Annotated in this window: 13 protein-coding genes; 4 read left to right on the forward strand and 9 right to left on the reverse strand. The window is 71.2% G+C overall.

Annotated elements, in window-relative coordinates; translation table 11 throughout:
• Nucleotides 1-22: 22 nt before the first annotated feature.
• The 4 genes from M3195_RS13345 to M3195_RS13360 form a co-directional block, all read right to left on the reverse strand.
• On the reverse strand, nucleotides 23-886 hold the full coding sequence (locus tag M3195_RS13345; protein WP_251588279.1) for a sugar phosphate isomerase/epimerase family protein: 864 nt from the start codon (nucleotides 884-886) through the stop codon (nucleotides 23-25).
• Nucleotides 883-2,058 (reverse strand): dihydrodipicolinate synthase family protein, encoded by a 1,176-nt coding sequence (locus tag M3195_RS13350; protein ID WP_251588280.1) that lies wholly within the window; start codon nucleotides 2,056-2,058, stop codon nucleotides 883-885. The genes M3195_RS13345 and M3195_RS13350 overlap by 4 nt, the downstream gene beginning before the upstream one ends.
• Entirely contained in the window at nucleotides 2,055-3,218 is a 1,164-nt protein-coding gene (locus M3195_RS13355) for a Gfo/Idh/MocA family protein (RefSeq protein ID WP_251588281.1), read from the reverse strand. The genes M3195_RS13350 and M3195_RS13355 overlap by 4 nt, the downstream gene beginning before the upstream one ends.
• Before the next feature lie 152 nt (nucleotides 3,219-3,370).
• Entirely contained in the window at nucleotides 3,371-4,333 is a 963-nt protein-coding gene (locus M3195_RS13360) for a LacI family DNA-binding transcriptional regulator (RefSeq protein ID WP_251588282.1), read from the reverse strand.
• A 74-nt stretch (nucleotides 4,334-4,407) separates the two neighbouring features.
• Between M3195_RS13360 and galT the strand changes: the two genes are divergently transcribed.
• From galT to galE, 3 genes are all read left to right on the forward strand, one after another.
• On the forward strand, nucleotides 4,408-5,586 hold the full coding sequence (gene galT / locus M3195_RS13365) for a galactose-1-phosphate uridylyltransferase (protein WP_251588656.1): 1,179 nt from the start codon (nucleotides 4,408-4,410) through the stop codon (nucleotides 5,584-5,586).
• Nucleotides 5,583-6,782 (forward strand): galactokinase, encoded by a 1,200-nt coding sequence (gene galK, locus M3195_RS13370; protein ID WP_374209327.1) that lies wholly within the window; start codon nucleotides 5,583-5,585, stop codon nucleotides 6,780-6,782. Before galT ends, galK begins: the two co-directional genes overlap by 4 nt.
• Nucleotides 6,783-6,897: 115 nt before the next feature.
• A complete protein-coding gene (gene galE, locus M3195_RS13375; RefSeq protein WP_251588283.1) occupies nucleotides 6,898-7,875 on the forward strand; it encodes a UDP-glucose 4-epimerase GalE in 978 nt (325 codons plus the stop codon).
• 31 nt (nucleotides 7,876-7,906) lie between these two features.
• On the opposite strand, the gene M3195_RS13380 is transcribed toward galE, so the two are convergent.
• Both M3195_RS13380 and M3195_RS13385 read right to left on the reverse strand, forming a co-directional pair.
• Nucleotides 7,907-9,799 carry a YhgE/Pip domain-containing protein gene (locus M3195_RS13380; RefSeq protein ID WP_251588284.1) on the reverse strand — a complete coding sequence of 631 codons (1,893 nt, stop codon included), beginning with the start codon at nucleotides 9,797-9,799 and terminating at the stop codon, nucleotides 7,907-7,909.
• A complete protein-coding gene (locus M3195_RS13385) occupies nucleotides 9,796-12,555 on the reverse strand; it encodes an MMPL family transporter (protein ID WP_251588285.1) in 2,760 nt (919 codons plus the stop codon). The genes M3195_RS13380 and M3195_RS13385 overlap by 4 nt, the downstream gene beginning before the upstream one ends.
• 122 nt (nucleotides 12,556-12,677) lie before the next feature.
• On the opposite strand from M3195_RS13385, the gene M3195_RS13390 reads away from it, so the two are divergent.
• A complete protein-coding gene (locus tag M3195_RS13390; RefSeq protein ID WP_251588286.1) occupies nucleotides 12,678-13,301 on the forward strand; it encodes a TetR/AcrR family transcriptional regulator in 624 nt (207 codons plus the stop codon).
• Between the two features lie 61 nt (nucleotides 13,302-13,362).
• Here M3195_RS13390 and M3195_RS13395 read toward each other — a convergent pair whose 3' ends face one another.
• From M3195_RS13395 to M3195_RS13405, 3 genes are read right to left on the reverse strand one after another with little or no spacing between them, the layout of a single operon-like run.
• Nucleotides 13,363-14,688: an MFS transporter gene (locus M3195_RS13395; RefSeq protein WP_251588288.1), complete on the reverse strand. Its 1,326-nt coding sequence runs from the start codon at nucleotides 14,686-14,688 to the stop codon at nucleotides 13,363-13,365.
• Nucleotides 14,676-15,590 (reverse strand): polysaccharide deacetylase family protein, encoded by a 915-nt coding sequence (locus M3195_RS13400; RefSeq protein WP_251588290.1) that lies wholly within the window; start codon nucleotides 15,588-15,590, stop codon nucleotides 14,676-14,678. The genes M3195_RS13395 and M3195_RS13400 overlap by 13 nt, the downstream gene beginning before the upstream one ends.
• Entirely contained in the window at nucleotides 15,587-16,726 is a 1,140-nt protein-coding gene (locus M3195_RS13405) for an ROK family transcriptional regulator (protein ID WP_251588292.1), read from the reverse strand. Before M3195_RS13405 ends, M3195_RS13400 begins: the two co-directional genes overlap by 4 nt.
• Nucleotides 16,727-16,782: the final 56 nt, after the last annotated feature.

Raw genomic sequence — 16,782 nt, forward strand, 5'->3', positions numbered from 1 at the left:
GCCCCCGCCTCCGCCGCCTCGGTCACGACTGGTGCGGCGAGACCGCCGCCGCGATCTCCTCGGCGGTGCGCCGCACGACGCGGTCGGGTGCATCGGCCCACACGTCGGCGTGGAAGATCTCGACCTCGATGTCGCGGTCGTACCCGGTGTCGACGACGGCGCGGGTGAGCGACCCGAAGTCGATGACTCCGTCGCCCGGATAGTGCCGTGACAGCAGGACGTCCGCCGGCAGCGGAGTCTTCCAGTCGCATACCTGATAGGTCGCGATGCGCCCCTCGCGGCCGGCGCGGGCGATCTGATCGAGCACCTGCGGGTCCCACCAGATGTGGAACGTGTCGACCGCCGCGCCGACCACGCGAGGGTCGAAGTCGGCGGCGAGGTCGAGCGCCTGGCCGAGGGTCGACACGACCGCGCGGTCGGACGCGTACATCGGATGCAGCGGCTCGATCGCCAACGTGACGCCCGCCGCCTCGGCATCCGGCGCCAGCGCACCCAGGGCGTCGCGCACGCGCTCGCGGGCCCCGCTGAGGTCTCGGGAATCGGCCGGGAGCCCTCCCGCGACGAGCACGAGCACGGCGGTCGACCCGTCGGCGCCCGCCGCGGCGAGCGTCGCCGTCTCCTCGATCGCGCGACGGTTGTCGTCGAGGGCCGCGATCCGCTCCGGCCCGTCGGGGAGCGTGAAGAACCCGCCGCGGCAGTGCGTCGTGAAGCGCAGCCCGGAATCGGCGAGCATGCGCGCCGCGACGTCGAGGCCGACGGCGTTCACCGGCTCGCGCCAGAGGCCGATGGCCTGGATGCCAGCATCCGCCGTCACGCGCAGCGCCGTCGTGAGATCGGCGTGCTTGATGGTCGCCTGGTTGATGCTGAGGCGCGGGTCGACGATCATGCGTCGGCCTTCCCGAGGTCGAGGCCGTTCAGGCGCAGCATCCCGTGCCAGCGCTCCCGGGCGAGCTCCGGATCCTCCAGCGCGAAGGACGCGTTGGCGAGCTCGACGATGCGGCTGAGGTGCGGGAGGCTGCGGGCGGAGTGCAGGCCGCCGACCATCTGGAACGCGGGCTGGTGCCCGTTCAGCCAGGCGAGGAACGCAACGCCCGTCTTGTAGTAGAACGTGGGAGCGGCGAACACCTGCCTGCTGAGCTCCTCGGTGGGGCCGAGGATGTCGAGATAGCGCTGCGGGTCGCCGGCGTCCAGTCCCTGGATCGCCGCCGACGCGACCGGCGTGATCGCGGCGAACGCGCCGAGCAGGGCGTCGGAGTATCCGCGGTCGTCACCCCCGATGAGGCCGACGTAGTTGAAGTCGTCGCCCGTGAACATGCGCACGCCCTCCGGGAGGCGCTCGCGCACCGAGACCTCGGATTCGGCGTTCAGCAGGCTCATCTTGACGCCCGCGACCTTGTCGGGATGCTCGCCGATGATGTCGAGCAGCACGGAGGATGCCGTCTGCCAGTCGCTCGCCCCGAAATAGCCCTCCAGCTCCGGGTCGAAGGCCTGACCGAGCCAGTGCAGCACGACCGGCACGCTCGCACTCGCCAGCACCTCGCGGTACACACGGCGGTAGTCATCGGCATCCGTCGCCGCTCTCGCCACATGCCGAGAGGCCATGAGCACCGGGCCGGCCCCCTGCTCCTCCGTGAAATGCAGCTGCTCCTTGTAGGCGTCGATCACGCGGTCGAGGGGGATTCGGTCCTCGTCGACGTGGTCGGTGTTGACGCCGACGACGACGGCGCCGCCCTCCTCGCGGGCGACCTCGGCGCTGCGGGCGATGAGCTCACGCACGGCGGCCGAATCGAGACCCATGTTGCGCTGCGCGGTGTCCATGGCGTCGGCGACGCCGAGTCCCCACGAGTACACGTTGCGGCGGAACGCGAGCGTGGCGTCCCAGTCGATGTCGGCCGGCCGACCCGGCGTGTTGTCGGCGTGCGCCTTCGGCACGACGTGCGCGGCGGCGTAGGCGACGCGGCTCCGCAGCGGAGCGGTGGGGCGGGTCCAGCCGGCGCCGTCCTGCAGCGGGGTCTCGGACAGCGACCCGTCGGGCGCGAGCAGTCGGAGCGCGCTCATCGCAGCGTCAGCGGCTCGAGCGCGATCTTGCGTCCCTCGGCCGAGGAGGTGAGGCCGGCCTCGGCGAACTGCACCCCGCGCGCGCCGGAGAGCAGGTCGAACGGGTACTCCGTGCCCTCGACGTAGGAGATCAGGTACTCCTGCCACTGCTGGCGGAATCCGTTGAGGAACACGTCGTTGGTCGGCACCTGCTGCCAGTCGGCGTCGTAGTCGTGGCCGTCTTCGAGGTCGGGGTTCCACACCGGCTTGGGCGTGGCGTTGCGCGGCTGGATCTTCGCACCGAACAGCCCGACGACGGCGGATCCGTGCGTGCCGTCGACCTGGAACTCGACGAGCTCGTCGCGGTTCACCCGCACCGTCCAGCTCGAGTTGATCTCGGCGATGATGCCGCCCTCGATCTCGAAGATGCCGTAGGCCGCGTCCTCGGCGGTCGCCGTGTAGTGCTCGCCCTTCTCGTCCCAGCGGTCGGAGATGTGCACCGCCGCCTGCGCGTACACGCTCGTGACCTCGCCGAACAGGTTCTCGAGCACGTAGTTCCAGTGCGGGAACATGTCGACGATGATGCCGCCGCCGTCTTCGGTGCGGTAGTTCCAGCTCGGACGCTGGGCGGGCTGCCAGTCACCCTCGAACACCCAGTACCCGAACTCGCCACGCACCGAGAGGATGCGACCGAAGAAGCCCGAGTCGATGAGGCGCTTGAGCTTCTGCAGACCGGGCAGGTACAGCTTGTCGTGCACGACGCCGGTCTTCACTCCGGCCTCATCGGCGAGACGAGCGAGCTCGATCGCCTCCTCGAGCGATTCGGCGGTGGGCTTCTCGGTGTAGATCGCCTTGCCGGCGGCGATCGCTTTGCGCAGCGCCGACGCCCTGGCCTTGGTCACGAGGAAGTCGGCGTAGATCTCCCACTGCGGATCGGCGAGCGCGGCATCGAGATCGGTGGTGTAGTCGTCGATGCCGTGCTTCGCCGCGAGCTCGGCAAGCTTCGCCTCGCTGCGGCCGACGAGGAGGGGCCTGACCGTGACGCGGGATCCGTCGGGCAGCTCGATACCGCCCTCGTCGCGGATCGCGAGGATCGACCGCACGAGGTGCTGCCGGTAGCCCATGCGCCCCGAGACGCCGTTCATGATGATCCCGATCTCGCGGGTCGTCGCCTGTGCCATCAGTGGTTCCGTTCCTGTCGATGCCGTCGCGACCTCGGCCGCGCTGGGTAAACGCTTTCCGAGATCATGACATGGCGTATGCGACGAACGCAAGCGCTTTCGTTCGCAGGGGGACCGAGCTCAAGGCACGGTCACCCGCACTGCCGCCGAAGTCAGCGCGCGCTCGACCGCTCGACGAGAGTCGTCGGCACGACGGATGCCCTCGCCACCGCCTCACCCTCGATGTCGCCGACGAGCAGGGCGACGGCGCGATGCGCGAGCGCCGGGAAGTCCTGCCGGATCGTCGAGAGCGGCGGGCGGTAGTTCGCGGCATCCGGCACGTCGTCGAAGCCGACCACCGCCACGTCGTCGGGAACGCGGCGTCCGGAGTCGGCCAGCGCACGCAGCAGCCCGAGCGCCATCTGGTCGTTGGCGCAGAAGACAGCGGATGCCGCGGCGAGCGCGTCGGCGGCCGCATGGCCGCTCTCGGGCGACCAGTCCCCGCGCACCACCTCGGGCAGCCCGACGCCGGCCGCCCGCAGCGTCTCCCTCCACCCGCGCTCGCGTTCGGACGCCGCGAAGGAGTCGGCGGGGCCCGCGAGGTGATGCACGGTGGTGTGTCCGAGCCCCAGCAGGTGCGCGGTCGCCGCGGCCGCTCCCCCGGCGTGATCGCTGTGCACGACGACCAGCGCGGACTCCTCGGGCGCGTCGACCGCGACGAGATGGAGTCCGCTCGGCCGCTGGGCGGGCAGGAGGGCGGAGGCTTCGTTGAGCACGATCGCGCCGTCGACTCCCTGGTCGGCGAGCCGCTCGAACGCGTCGCCCACTTCTCCCGCGGCAGCGGTCACGAGGGTCAGGGCGTAGCCGCGCTCGGCAGCGGCCTCCGCGGTGGCCTGCAGCATGCGTGAGTTGCCGACCGTGGCCAGCGTGGTGACCACGAGTCCGATGGTCTGCGAGCGACCCGTGCGCAGAGCCCGAGCCGCGCGGTGCGGGCGGTAGCCGAGCTCGGCCATGGCCCGCTCCACGCGCTCGCGCGTGGCCGGGTCGACGCGGGGGCTCTCGTTCACCACGCGCGAGACGGTCTGTCCGGAGACGCCTGCGCGCGCGGCCACGGCCGCCATCGATACGCGTCCCATCCCGTCCCTCTTCCGCCGCCCAACCGATCATGTTGACGTTACCACGGCGGTCCATCTACCATGTTCACGTGAACATGCCCTCTGTCGCCGACCTGCGAACCGAGCCCCTGACCGCCGGTGTCGTGAAGCGCTCCACGACCCTCTCCGACGGCCGGGAGCTCATCTACTTCGACGATCCCGATACCGAGCTCGGACCGGATCGCGCGGTCGACGCGCGCGCGCTCGATGCCCGCGGCGACACCGCGACGATGCGCCTCGATGTGCTCACGGGCGACTGGATCACCGTCGCCGCCAACCGACAGAACCGCGTGATGATGCCGGGTGCCGACGCCGACCCTCTGGCACCCCAGACGCCGACCAATCCCTCCGAGGTGCCTTCGCGCTACGACGTCGCGGTCTTCGAGAATCGCTCCCCGGCATTCGGCCCCGCCCTCGCCGAGGCCGTCGGCACCGCGCCCGCCGCGAGCAACCCGCCGCGCGGACTCGACGACCTCGACGCACTCGGCCTCGGCCGCACCCGCACGTCGGTCGGGCGATGCGAGGTCGTGTGCTTCAGCCCCGAGCACACCGGCTCGTTCGGAACGCAGACCGTCACCCGCGCCCGCACGGTCATCGAGGCCTGGGCCGACCGCACCGCCGCGCTGTCGGCGCTGCCCGGCGTCGAGCAGGTGTTCCCGTTCGAGAACCGGGGCGAGGCGATCGGCGTGACGCTGCCGCACCCGCACGGCCAGATCTACGCGTACCCGTACGTGACCCCGCGCACGACCCGTCTGCTCGAGACCATCGACCGCACCGCTCCCGACCTCTTCGACCGCATCCTCGCCTTCGAGCGCGAGTCCGAGCGGGTCGTACTGCGCGGCGAGCACTGGACCGCCTTCGTCCCGTTCGCGGCGCGGTGGCCGCTCGAGGTGCATCTCGTGCCGCACCAGCACGTGCCCGACTTCGCCGCCACGACGCCCGAGCAGCGCGATGAGCTCGCGCCGATGTACCTGCGGCTCCTCCGCGGCGTCGACGCGCTCTACGACTCGCCCACCCCGTACATCGCGGCCTGGCATCAGGCACCGGTGCACACCGGCCGTGAGTCCGTGCGTCTGCACCTGCAGCTCACAAGTCCGCGTCGGGCGGCCGACAAGCTCAAGTTCCTCGCCGGCTCCGAGGCGGCGATGTGGGCGTGGGCCGCCGAGGTGACGCCCGAGCAGGGTGCCGCACGGCTGCGTGCGGCGATCGAGGGCATCGAGGAGGCGTCCGCGTGAGCCCTGCAGCGAACACCTCCTCCGAGACCATCCGCCGCTCGACCGCGCTGCTGGCAGAGCTGACCGGGTCCGCACCGGAGGGGATCTGGTCGGCACCCGGCCGCGTCAACCTCATCGGCGAGCACACCGACTACAACGACGGCTTCGTGCTGCCCTTCGCGATCCCTCACCGCACGGCGGCAGCCGTCGCGCGGCGTGAAGACGACCGCATCCGCGTCGCCTCGACGTTCGCCGATGGTCCGGTCGAGGTCGCACTCGACGAACTCGGCACCCTCTTCCCCACCCCGACCGGGTCTGCTCCGCGGGTCCCGGAGTGGGCCGCCTACCCGCTCGGCGTCGCCTGGGCGCTCCGCCAAGCGGGCGCCACGGGATCCGGCGTCGACATCGCCCTCGCCTCCGACGTGCCCGTCGGCGCGGGCCTGTCGTCCTCCGCCGCGATCGAGGGCGCGACGGCCTCGGCGCTGAACGAGCTGTGGGACGCCGGACTCGACCGCACGGCCCTCGCCCGTATCGGCCGCCGCGCCGAGAACGAAGCCGTCGGCGCACCCACCGGGATCATGGACCAGATGGCCTCGATGCTCGGCGAGCCGGATGCCGCGATCTTCCTCGACTGCCGTTCGCTCGACGCGGTCCCCGTTCCCGTCGGCGTCGTCGACGCCGGGCTCGCCATTCTCGTGATGGACACGCGCGTCTCGCACTCGCACGCCACCGGCGGCTACCGCGAGCGCCGGGCGTCGTGCGAGCGGGGCGCCGAGCTGATGGGGGTCCCCAGCCTGCGTGACGTCTCGATGGCCGACCTGCCGCGAGCGGCCGAGATCATGGACGACGTCACACTCCGCCGCGTGCGACACATCGTGACCGAGAATCAGCGGGTGCTCGACACCGTCCGCATACTCCGCGAGCAGGGCGCCAGAGCGATCGGCGATCTCCTCATCGCGTCGCACACGTCGATGCGCGACGACTTCGAGATCTCCGTGCCCGAGCTCGACCTCGCGGTGGAGTCCGCCGTCGCGGCAGGGGCCATCGGCGCACGGATGACGGGCGGCGGATTCGGCGGCGCGGCGATCGCGCTGATCGAGGCCGATGCCGAACAGACGGTGTCGGACGCCGTGCGCGCCGCGTTCGCGGCATCCGGTTTCGCCGAGCCGACGGTGTTCACAGTCGTGCCGTCCGCCGGGGCGGGTCGCGACGCCTGACCGTTTCGAGTAGCGCGAATGGCAGTCCGCGACCCCTCAGAACTGCAGTTCACGCGATTCGAAAGCGCCTGAGAAGATAGGTCGGGCCGCCTCGACCGCGGCAGGAGAGGAAGACATGTCCTGGATCGTCACCGGCGGAGCCGGCTACATCGGAGCCCACGTCGTTCGCGCACTCGCGGATGCCGGACTCTCCCCCGTCGTCATCGATGACCTCTCCAGCGGCGTGGCCTCGTTCGTGCCCGAGGGAGTGCCGTTCGTACGGGGCTCGATCCTGGACCGCGATCTCGTCGAGCGCGCTCTCCGCGAGCACGACGCCGAGGGGGTCATCCACGTCGCGGGCTTCAAGTACGCCGGCGTCTCGGTGCAGCGGCCCCTGCACACCTACGCGCAGAACGTCGAGGGCACCCGGGTGATCGTCGAGGCGATGGAGGCTGCGGGCGTGCGGAACATCGTGTTCTCGTCGTCGGCCGCCGTGTTCGGCACCCCCGATGTGCCGCTCGTCGTCGAGAGCACCGAGAAGAAGCCGGCGAGCCCCTACGGCGAGTCCAAGCTCATCGGCGAGTGGCTGCTGCGCGATCAGGCGGTCGCGACCGCCGACTCCGATGCACCGCTGCGGCACACCTCGCTGCGCTACTTCAACGTCGTCGGATCGGCCGACCCGACGGTGTACGACGTGAGCCCGCACAACCTCTTCCCCATCGTGTTCGAGAAGCTGATCGCCGGTGAGACGCCGCGCATCAACGGCGACGACTACGACACCCCCGACGGCACGAACGTGCGCGACTACGTGCACGTGGGCGACATCGCCGCCGCGCACGTCGCCGCTGCGAAGCGACTCGCCGCGGGCCAGCCGGTCGAGCCCGCGTACAACCTCGGTTCGGGCGACGGACTCAGCGTGAAGCAGATCATGGATGCCGTCGCGCGCGTGACCGGCATCGACTTCACCCCGGAGATCGGCCCGCGCCGCGCGGGAGACCCCGACCGCATCGTCGCGACCGGCGAGCTCGCGGCCCGGGATCTCGACTGGACCATGCGCTACTCGGTCGACGACATGGTGCGCACGGGCTGGGAGGCGCGCCGACGCGCGATGTGACCCACTTTCGAGCCGCGCGCCTGGCAGGAGATCAAGCGGTCGCGAAGGCCGCCTTCGCCGAGGTCGTGCGGCGCAGCGCCACGGCTAGCGTCGTCGCCACCAGGGCGAGCACGCCCCACACGACGAGCGCGGCTGCGGCCGCTCCGTTCGCCGAGACCAGACCGGAGAAGGCGGATGCCGTCGGCAGCGCCGCCCCGATCGCCGCGAGCCACTCGGGCGCGGTCGACACGATCCCGGTAGCGATCGCGAGCACGCCCACGAGCGCGGCGACCCATCGGCCGACGCCGCCGAACACCGCCACGAGCGCCTGATTCACCGCGGCGAAGACGACCGCGGTGAGCACGGCCATGCCGGCGAACGCCCACCAGGTCGCGTCGTCGTACCCGGCGACGATCTGCACGATGAGAGCCACGAGCACGCCCTGACCCACCCCGATCGCCGCCGCCGGGCCGAACGCCCGCAGCGCGAGACCCGCCGAGGAACGACGCGACGTGAGGGTGCGCGCGGTATGCGGGCGCAGCACGAGGAACGACGCCAGCGCTCCGAACCACAGCACGACGGCGGTCAGCAGCGGGATCGCCGTCGGTCCGAAGATCGTCTCACCGGCACCCTCAGCGGCCACCGGGTCGGCGATCACGGAGGCGAGCGATGTCGACTCGGTGTCGCTGAACGACGGCAGGGAGTCGGATGCCGTGCGCAGCCCTCCGGCGAGGTCGCCGGTGCCGGTGGCGAGGCTGTCGAGGCCCGTCGCGAGCTCCGTGGCGCCGGTGGCGAGATCGGTCGCGCCGCTCGACAGCTGGTCCGCTCCCGTGGCGAGGGTGCGCGCACCTGTGGCCGACTGCACGAGGCCCTCGTTGGCGAGCTGGGTGAGGCCGCTCGCGAGCTGAGAGGCGCCTGCTCCGGCCTGGCCGAGCTGGGTGACGAGGGTCGATGTCCCCTGCGTGTTCACCTGGGTCAGACCGGCGGAGGTGCCTTCCGCCTGCAGGGCGAGACGGGTCAGGGTGTTGCAGTAGTCGGTGCCGGAGATCAGCGGTTGGCACTGGTTCGCGAGCTGCCGCACGCCCGTGGCCACACTCGAGGCGTTGCCGCTGAGGTCGGACGGGATCAGGCCGTTGGCCTGCAGCTGCTGCGCGCCGACGGTCAGCCCCTGCCCGATGGTCGAGGCACCGGCCGCGGCCTCGCGGGTCTTCGCCGTGAGCGTGTCGAGTCCCGACGCGAGCGTCGTCGCTCCCGAACCGAGCTGCGCGGCACCGGAGGCGAGCTGCGTCGCGCCGTCGGGGATCGCGGCCGCGCCTGTCGCGGCATCCCGAGCTCCTGTGGCGAGCTGGGCGGCGCCGTCGGCGGCCTCCCCGATCTGGTCGCCGATGGTGGCGAAGCCGACGAGGATGTTGTCGGTCGTCGCCTCCGACAGCATGGTGCCCATGCTCGACGCGGCGACGTTCGCGATCTGACTCGTGATGAGGTCGTCCGCCACGAGACCGTCGTCGGGCGTGGTGACCCGGATGGTCGCCTGCTCGGCCGAGCCGCCGCCGTCGGAGATCGCCCGGCCGGCCGAGGTTGCGGCGGACGAGAAGTCCTCGGGGATCGTGATGACCGCCTGATAGGTGCCGTCGGCCAGGCCGTCTGCGGCATCCTCCTCATTCGAGATGACCCAGGTGAGGTTCGAGTCGAGGTCGTCGGATCCGTCGACGAGTCCGGACGCGAGCTGCCGGCCGAGCGGGGTGACCTGTCCGTCGATCTCGACGGGCTCGTCGAGGTTCACGATCGCGGCGGCCATCGAGTCGAGGCGCTCTGTCGGGTTCTGCAGCGCTGCCACGAGGATGCCGCCGATCGCGGCGGGCAGCAGCAGGATGCCGAGGATCGTCAACCAGGTGAGGGAGCGGCGGCCTGTGAGCGAGCGGCGGCCTGTGAGCGAGCGGGTCATGCGTGCACCTCGGTCGTGGTGGAGGAATGGACGGCGGCGTCGAGGTCGATCAGGTCGGGGGCGGCGCGGCCCGCCGATTCGAGCACGGCGAAGGCTGTGTCAGGGGAGAGAGTCGTGAGCACCACCGCGAGCGCCGGGTCGGCGTCGCGCAGGCGCGCGGCGAGCTGATCGCGCGCGGCACGGCCGAGTCGGTCGACGCCGTCGATCACGAGCAGTGAGGGGCGACCACGCAGGGCCTCCGCGAGTTCGGATGCCGTGTCGCCGGTGTCCGCGACGATCACCGCCCCGACGTGTGCCCGTACCCACGCCGCACGGCCGGGCAGCAGGTGGCCGGCCACGCGGAGGCGACCACCGTCGGGTGTGATGCGTCCCGCGAGGGCGAGCGCGAGCACGCGCAGCGCGCCCGCTGACGATCCAATCACCACGACCGATCCGCGGGGCGGAACCCGCAGGTGCAGGCCGCCGATGCCGGCATCCGTGATCGCGAGGTCGTCGGCGGCCACCACCGAGTCGTCGCCGGGCCAGTCGGCCAGGTGTCGCTCGCGCTCGACCGCCTCGCCCTCGATGTCGACGCTCGGCAGGATGCGCTCGAGCCAGGCCGGGATCTGCCAGGCGCGCTCGCCGAGGATCGCCATGAGTGCGGGGATCAGCGTCATGCGCACGAGGAAGGCGTCGATCGCGATGCCGGCGGCGAGGCCGAGCGCGATCGGCTTGAGGGAGGAGTCCCCCTCCGGCACGAACGCCACGAAGACCGCGAACATGATGAGACCGGCGGCCGTGACGACCTTGGCCGAGCCGGTGAACCCGCTGCGCACCGCGCGGAGGGCCGCTGCGCGCCGGGTTGCGCGGTCGGGGCTCTTGGAGTCGGGGTCGTGCACGAAGTCCTCGCGCATGCGCGAAACCAGGAAGACCTGGTAGTCCATCGCGAGGCCGAACAGCACGCCCATGAGGATGATCGGCATGAAGCTGATGATCGGGCCGACCTTGGCGACGTGCAGGGCGTCGGCGAACCATCCCCACTCGAACACCGCTCCGACCACGCCGAATCCGGCGACGATCGACAGCAGGTATCCGGCGGCGGCCGTCACCGGCACCCACAGCGACCGGAACACGATGGTGAGGAGGATCAGCGAGAGGCCGATCACGAAGATCCCGAACGGCAGCAGGGCGTGGCCGAGCTGGTCGGAGATGTCGATGCCGACGGCCGTGAAGCCGGTGACCTTGAGATCGATGCCGTACTCGTCGACCCATTCGTCGTGGTGCGCGCGGAGCTCCCGCACGAGGTCGGCGGTTGCCGGGTCGTCCGGAGCCGTCTCGGGCACGATCTGCACGATGCCGGTGTCGGCGGTCTCGTTCGGGGTGGCGAGAGCGACCTCCTTCACGCCGTCGATCGTCGCCACCTCGTCGCCGAGGTCCTGCATGAGGGTGAGCGGATCGGTGCTCGTGACGATGGTGCCGGTGAGGATCAGGGGTCCGTTGAATCCGGCGCCGAACTCCTCGGCGACCAGGTCGTAGCTCTGCCGCGCCTCGGAGTCCTTTGGCAGAACCCCCGCGTTGGGGAGAGCGAGATTCAGGCTGAGGGCGGGAACGGCGACGACGCCCAGCCCGATCGCGACGGCGAGCGACACGAGGATGGGCCGCTTCGTGACACCGGAAACCCACCGGTCGCTGAATCCGCGGCGGGGAGTGGGAGTCGACTGACCCTTCTTCGCCTTCGGCGCCCGGCGCGGTCGCCCGACGACGCGTCCCTTCATGAAGCCGAGCAGCGCGGGCGTGAGCGTCACGGCGATGGCCACGGCGATCGCGACGGCGACCGATGCGGCGATCCCCATCGTGGTGAGGAACGGGATGCCGGCGAACCCGAGCCCGATCAGTGCGATGAGCACAGTGACCCCCGCGAACACCACGGCGGAGCCGGCGGTACCCACGGCGCGCGAGGCGGATTCCTCGGGGTCGGTCCCCGCTCTCACCTGGTCCTGATGCCTGGCCATGATGAACAGCGCGTAGTCGATGCCGACGGCGAGCCCGAGCATGAGCGCCAGCAGGGGCGTCGTCGACGAGACGGTGGCGAAGGCGGTGGCGGCGAAGATGCCCGCCATCGAGATGCCCACGCCGAGCACGGCGGTGAGGAGCGGCAGGCCGGCGACGACGAACGAGCGGAACGTGACGATCAGCACGAGCAGCGCGATCAGCAGCCCGACGGCCTCGGTCAGCGTCACTCCCGGGATCGATGTCGCGAAGAGGTCGCCGCCGAGCGCCGTCTGCGAACCGGAGGGGAGCTCGTCGGAGAGCTCGGCGACGACGGCGCGGAGGTCGTCCTTCGTCTCATCGCCGATGTCGCTGGACTGCCCGTCGAACTGCAGGCGGATGATGCCCGCGGTCTCGTCGCCGTTGACCATGCCGCTGACGTTCTCATCGAAGGGCGAGGTCGCCGAGAGCACGGAGTCGTCGAGGTCGGCGAGCTTCTCGACGGCATCCTCGATGTCTGTTCGGTAGGGGTCATCGACGATCGAGTCGCCCTCGGCGGCGACCACGATGATCTGCGCGCTCGTGCCGCTCACCTGCGGGAACGATCGGTTCAGCTGCTCGAGGCCCGCCTGCGACTCGGTTCCGGGAATGGAGAACGTGTTGTCGGTCCCGGCGCCGAGTACGAGGGCTCCGGCGACGGCGAGCCCCAGTGCGAGCAGCCACGACACGAGGACACGCCAGGGGTGCCGGTACGACCAGCGGCCGAGCGAGGACAGGAGTGTGGACACGGGGCTCCTCCGAGGATCCGGGCTGGATACAGATCTGTATCCAATACATAGTTGTATCGTAAGGTGATCTCGTCGCCGAAGTCTGTGGACGGGGTGTGAGAATGAGGGGTCAGGAGGATTCGATGACGACGACCGCCACTCGGAGCAGAGAGAACACCCGCGCCCGTCTGCTCGACGCCGCCGCGCAGGTGTTCGCAGAGGTCGGACTCGAAGGCGCATCGGTCGAGACCGTATGCGACCGTGCGGGCTTCACTCGCGGCGCCTTCTACTCCAACTTCGAATCGAAGGACGAGCTGTTCCTCATGCTGGCCGGCCGTGTCGCCGAGCAGCGGGTCGAGGCGGTCCGCACCCGCGTCGATGAGATCGCCGCCGACGGGGGGCTGGTCGAGGACTGCGACCCCGTCGACCTCGTGCAGCAGATCATGGATGCCGGGAGCGACGACCGCCTGAACGTCATGCTCATGAGCGAGATCCGCATCCGCGCCCTGCGCGACGCGCAGTTCGGCGCGGCCTATCTCGCTCAGGAGCGCGAGATGGTGTCGAGCATCGCGACGATCGTGTCGGACATCGTCGATGCGAGCTCGCTCGAGCTGCGGATCCCCGCCGACGCCGCCGCACGCATGCTCATGATCATCTGGGAGGGCATGACGGTGCGCGGCGCGATGGCGGGCCACGACGCCGAGCAGCTGCGTCGCTCCGGCAGCGAGGAGCTCGGTCGGCTCGTGCAGCTCCTGCTCGCGGAGTGACCGCGCGGTGATGCGGGGCGCGCCGCGCGGGTCGAGGTGACGACACGCGCCGCGTGCGCGGTCAGAGGTCGCGCGCCCGGATCGGGTAGAGCCAGAAGCACAGCCACGCGAGCGCGGTGAACACCAGCGGCACGACGGCGACCATGATGCGGATGCCGCCGTCGACCGTGTCCGGCTGCCCGTCGCCGAGCGAGGCGTCGAAGCCGGACGACGTGAGCACGGCCGCCGCGACCACCGCCTGCAGCACGACCGACCCGCGCACGACGAAGCCGTTCACCCCGAAGTACGCTCCCTCGCGGCGGTGGCCGGTGCGCACGGCATCCTCGTCGATGATCTGCGAGAGGACGACCTCGAGCAGCTGCAGCAGGCCGCCCACGCCGACACCCACGGCGACGCCGATCAGCGCGGCGGCGAGCACGCTCGTCGGCAGCAGGTAGCCGAGCACGGCGACGCCGAACACCGCGACGCTCCACAGCAGAGCGGTGCGCGGCGAGGTGCGGCGCACGACCGAGCTCCACAGCACGATCGACGGGATGGCCGTGACGAAGATCGCACCGAGCAGCAGACTGCCGTCGCCCTCGGCCGCGCCCAGCGAGTACCGGACGTAGAAGGGGATGGCGGCGAGGATGACGGCGATCGACGTCTGCACGAACAGCGAGCCGAGCACGTAGGGCACGAAGGCGCGATTGGCGAACGTGTAGCGCAGCTGCGCTCCCCAGCGCATCGCCTCCGAGGCGGCCTCGGGCACGCGCCGCTCGACCATGCCGCCGGCGAACGACCACACCAGCAGCGCCAGGCACACGGTCGACAGGACGATGGCCATGCCCGGCCACCCGATCCAGCCGTAGAGCGCGGGCGCGCCGGCGGTGCCGAGCACCATGCCGAGGATCGCGAAGATCTGCCTGGGTACGTTGCCGCGGGCGCGCTCCTCGGTGGTCCGGAAGATCTCGGGGAACAGGGCGGAGATGTTCAGCACCACGACCACGAACGCGATGTCGTAGACGGCGACGACGACGAGGAACCAGGCGATGAGTCCCGGCACGGGCAGCGCGGGCGGCATCCAGACGAGAGCGAACGCGACGATGAGCGGCACGATCCCGAGCCCGATCCACGGGATACGCCGACCCCACGGAGTGCGGATGCGGTCGGAGAGCGCCCCGACCACCGGGTTCAGCACGGCGTTGAGCACGCCGTGCGCGATCATCGCGGCGGCGACCCACTCCGGCGGCACTCCGAGCTGCGTGACGTAGAAGTAGACGACGAACGCCGAGAACGTCTGCGTCATCAGCTGGGTCGGGAAGCCTGAGGCTCCGAAGGCGATGGTCTGCGCCCTCGTCGGCGCGGCGTCGAGCCTCCGGTCGCGCAGCCGGGTCGTCAGCGTGGCCATGCGCGTCCTTTGCGCTGCAGCTCGCGCAGGGCGCGCCAGCCGATCCGCACGAGCCCCTCGTCGGCGATCACCCGATGCACGGCGGGGTCCGACAGCAGCCGCAGCTCGTGTCCGCGCTTCTCCGCGGCGAAGTCGACGGCGGACCGCAGCTCGACGTCGTCGACCATCGGGTGCAGGTAGATCTCGGTCACGCCGGCGGGGACGGCGCGCAGCAGGGCGATGAAACCGTCGCGCATCTGCTCGTACGTCTCCCCCGGCGCCTGCTCGAACGGATGCGTCCACAGCCGATCGACGATCTCGACGCCCCGCGCATCGGCGGCCGCGGCCGTCTCGGCGAGCTTCGCTCGCAGAGCCGCATCGTCGGACCCGCCCATCTCCCGCGGCAGCCGGAACGGCAGCCCGTGCCGAGCGGCGATGTCGAAGACCGGGCCGAGGAAGTCGCGGCCCGTGAGCAGGCCGTACACCGAGCCCATGTGGTTGTCGAGATGGGTCACGTCGACCCCGGCATCCAGCGCGGTCTGCACCTGTGCCGCGAGCTCGGCGGCGACGTCGGCTTCGGCAGCATGCTGCTCGACGGCGAGCACCTCGGCCGGGAAGAACCCGGCGTCGTCGACGAGCGTCGTACCGGTTCCTGTGAGCGGACGCCAGCGGTACCGCGTCCACTCGCTCGTCAGCACGAGGTGCACGCCCACGTCGAGATCACGACGGGATGCCGCGAACGCCAGCGCCTCCGGCGCCCATGCGCACGGCACCATCACGGTGGCCGAATCGATCGCTCCGTCGCCGAGCAGTCGCGTGATGGCGATGTTCGCGGCGTGGCACATGCCGAAGTCGTCGGCGTTGAGGATGACCGCCCTCGCCCCCGGCTCGAGGCCCAGGCGGTCGGCGAGGTCGGAGCTCACCTCGCGGCCCCGTCGGCCGACGGCACGAGCCGCGAGAACACGGTGGCGCGGAGCGCGGCAGCAGACTCCTGCACGGCACCGACGAGCGGCGCCTCCGGACCGAACGACGAGACGATGAAGCGCATCGGCAGCTGTGCCGCGAATTCGTCGGCGACCCGGGCGACGGCGTCGACGAACACGGGGTGCGCGGCGGTACCGCCGAGGATGAACGCCTCGGGGTCGAGGATCAGCGCGACGCTGCCGGCGGCGATCGTGAGTCGTCGACCCATCTCGGCGGCCATGGCGATCGCCGCCTCGTCTCCGTCGGCTGCGGCGTCGAGGTGCTGGTCGATCGTCTCCTCCGGGTCGCGGCCGTGCGTCAGCGCGAGATCGCGCACGACGGCGTCGCCGAGCACGGGTGCGCCGATCGGCAGCGGAGTCTGCGGCAGGTACATCACCTCGCCGGCGACCCCCGAGAAGCCCCGGTGCAGCCGTCCGTCGATGACGATACCGCCGCCGAGACCTCCGTCGAGCAGCAGCAGGGCGAAGCTCGCGAGCTCAGCGCCGCGGCCGTCGCCGAGCTCGGCGAGAGCGGCGAGGTTCACGTCGTTCTCCACCCGCACGGGGCAGCCGAGCCTGGCCGAGAGCGCCGAGCGGAACGCCCCGCCGTCGGGCCCCTGGTCGTCGCGGATCCCGCCGTCGGCCGTCACGATGCCCGGTACCCCGACGACCGCCACGTGGAGGGGGCCCGCGACCGACGCGAGGCACGCGTCGATCAGTTCGGCGATGTGCTCGACTCGATCGCCTCTGAGTGGGAAGGGGGCATGGTTCTCGACACGAACCGCGCCGGTCGCGTCGACGAGCGCGACGTGGGCGGCGACGGTGTCGACGTGCACCGCGGCCGCGAAGCCGAGGGCCGGATGCAGCGCGACACGCCCTGCCGCAGGACCGCGGGTCTCGCGGTCGACGCCGGCCGGGGCGACGGCATCCGTGCCCTCCAGCATCCGGAGCACCTGGGTCACCGCGGTGCGCGAGAGCCCCGTCTCGGTCATGAGCTCCGCCCGGGTGAGCGGCCCGCGGCGGGCGAGCGATTCGAGGATGGCGCGCCCGTTGAGGGTGCGCAGCAGAGTCTGCGGACCGGCGAGCGGTCGTGCCATGAGGATCCCCCCGGAGTCGACGTGCGACCCAGCATAGACACATCGCGTCCCACCGG

The sequence above is a fragment of the Microbacterium hydrocarbonoxydans genome (assembly GCF_023715885.1).
Classification (GTDB): Bacteria; Actinomycetota; Actinomycetes; order Actinomycetales; family Microbacteriaceae; genus Microbacterium; species Microbacterium hydrocarbonoxydans_C.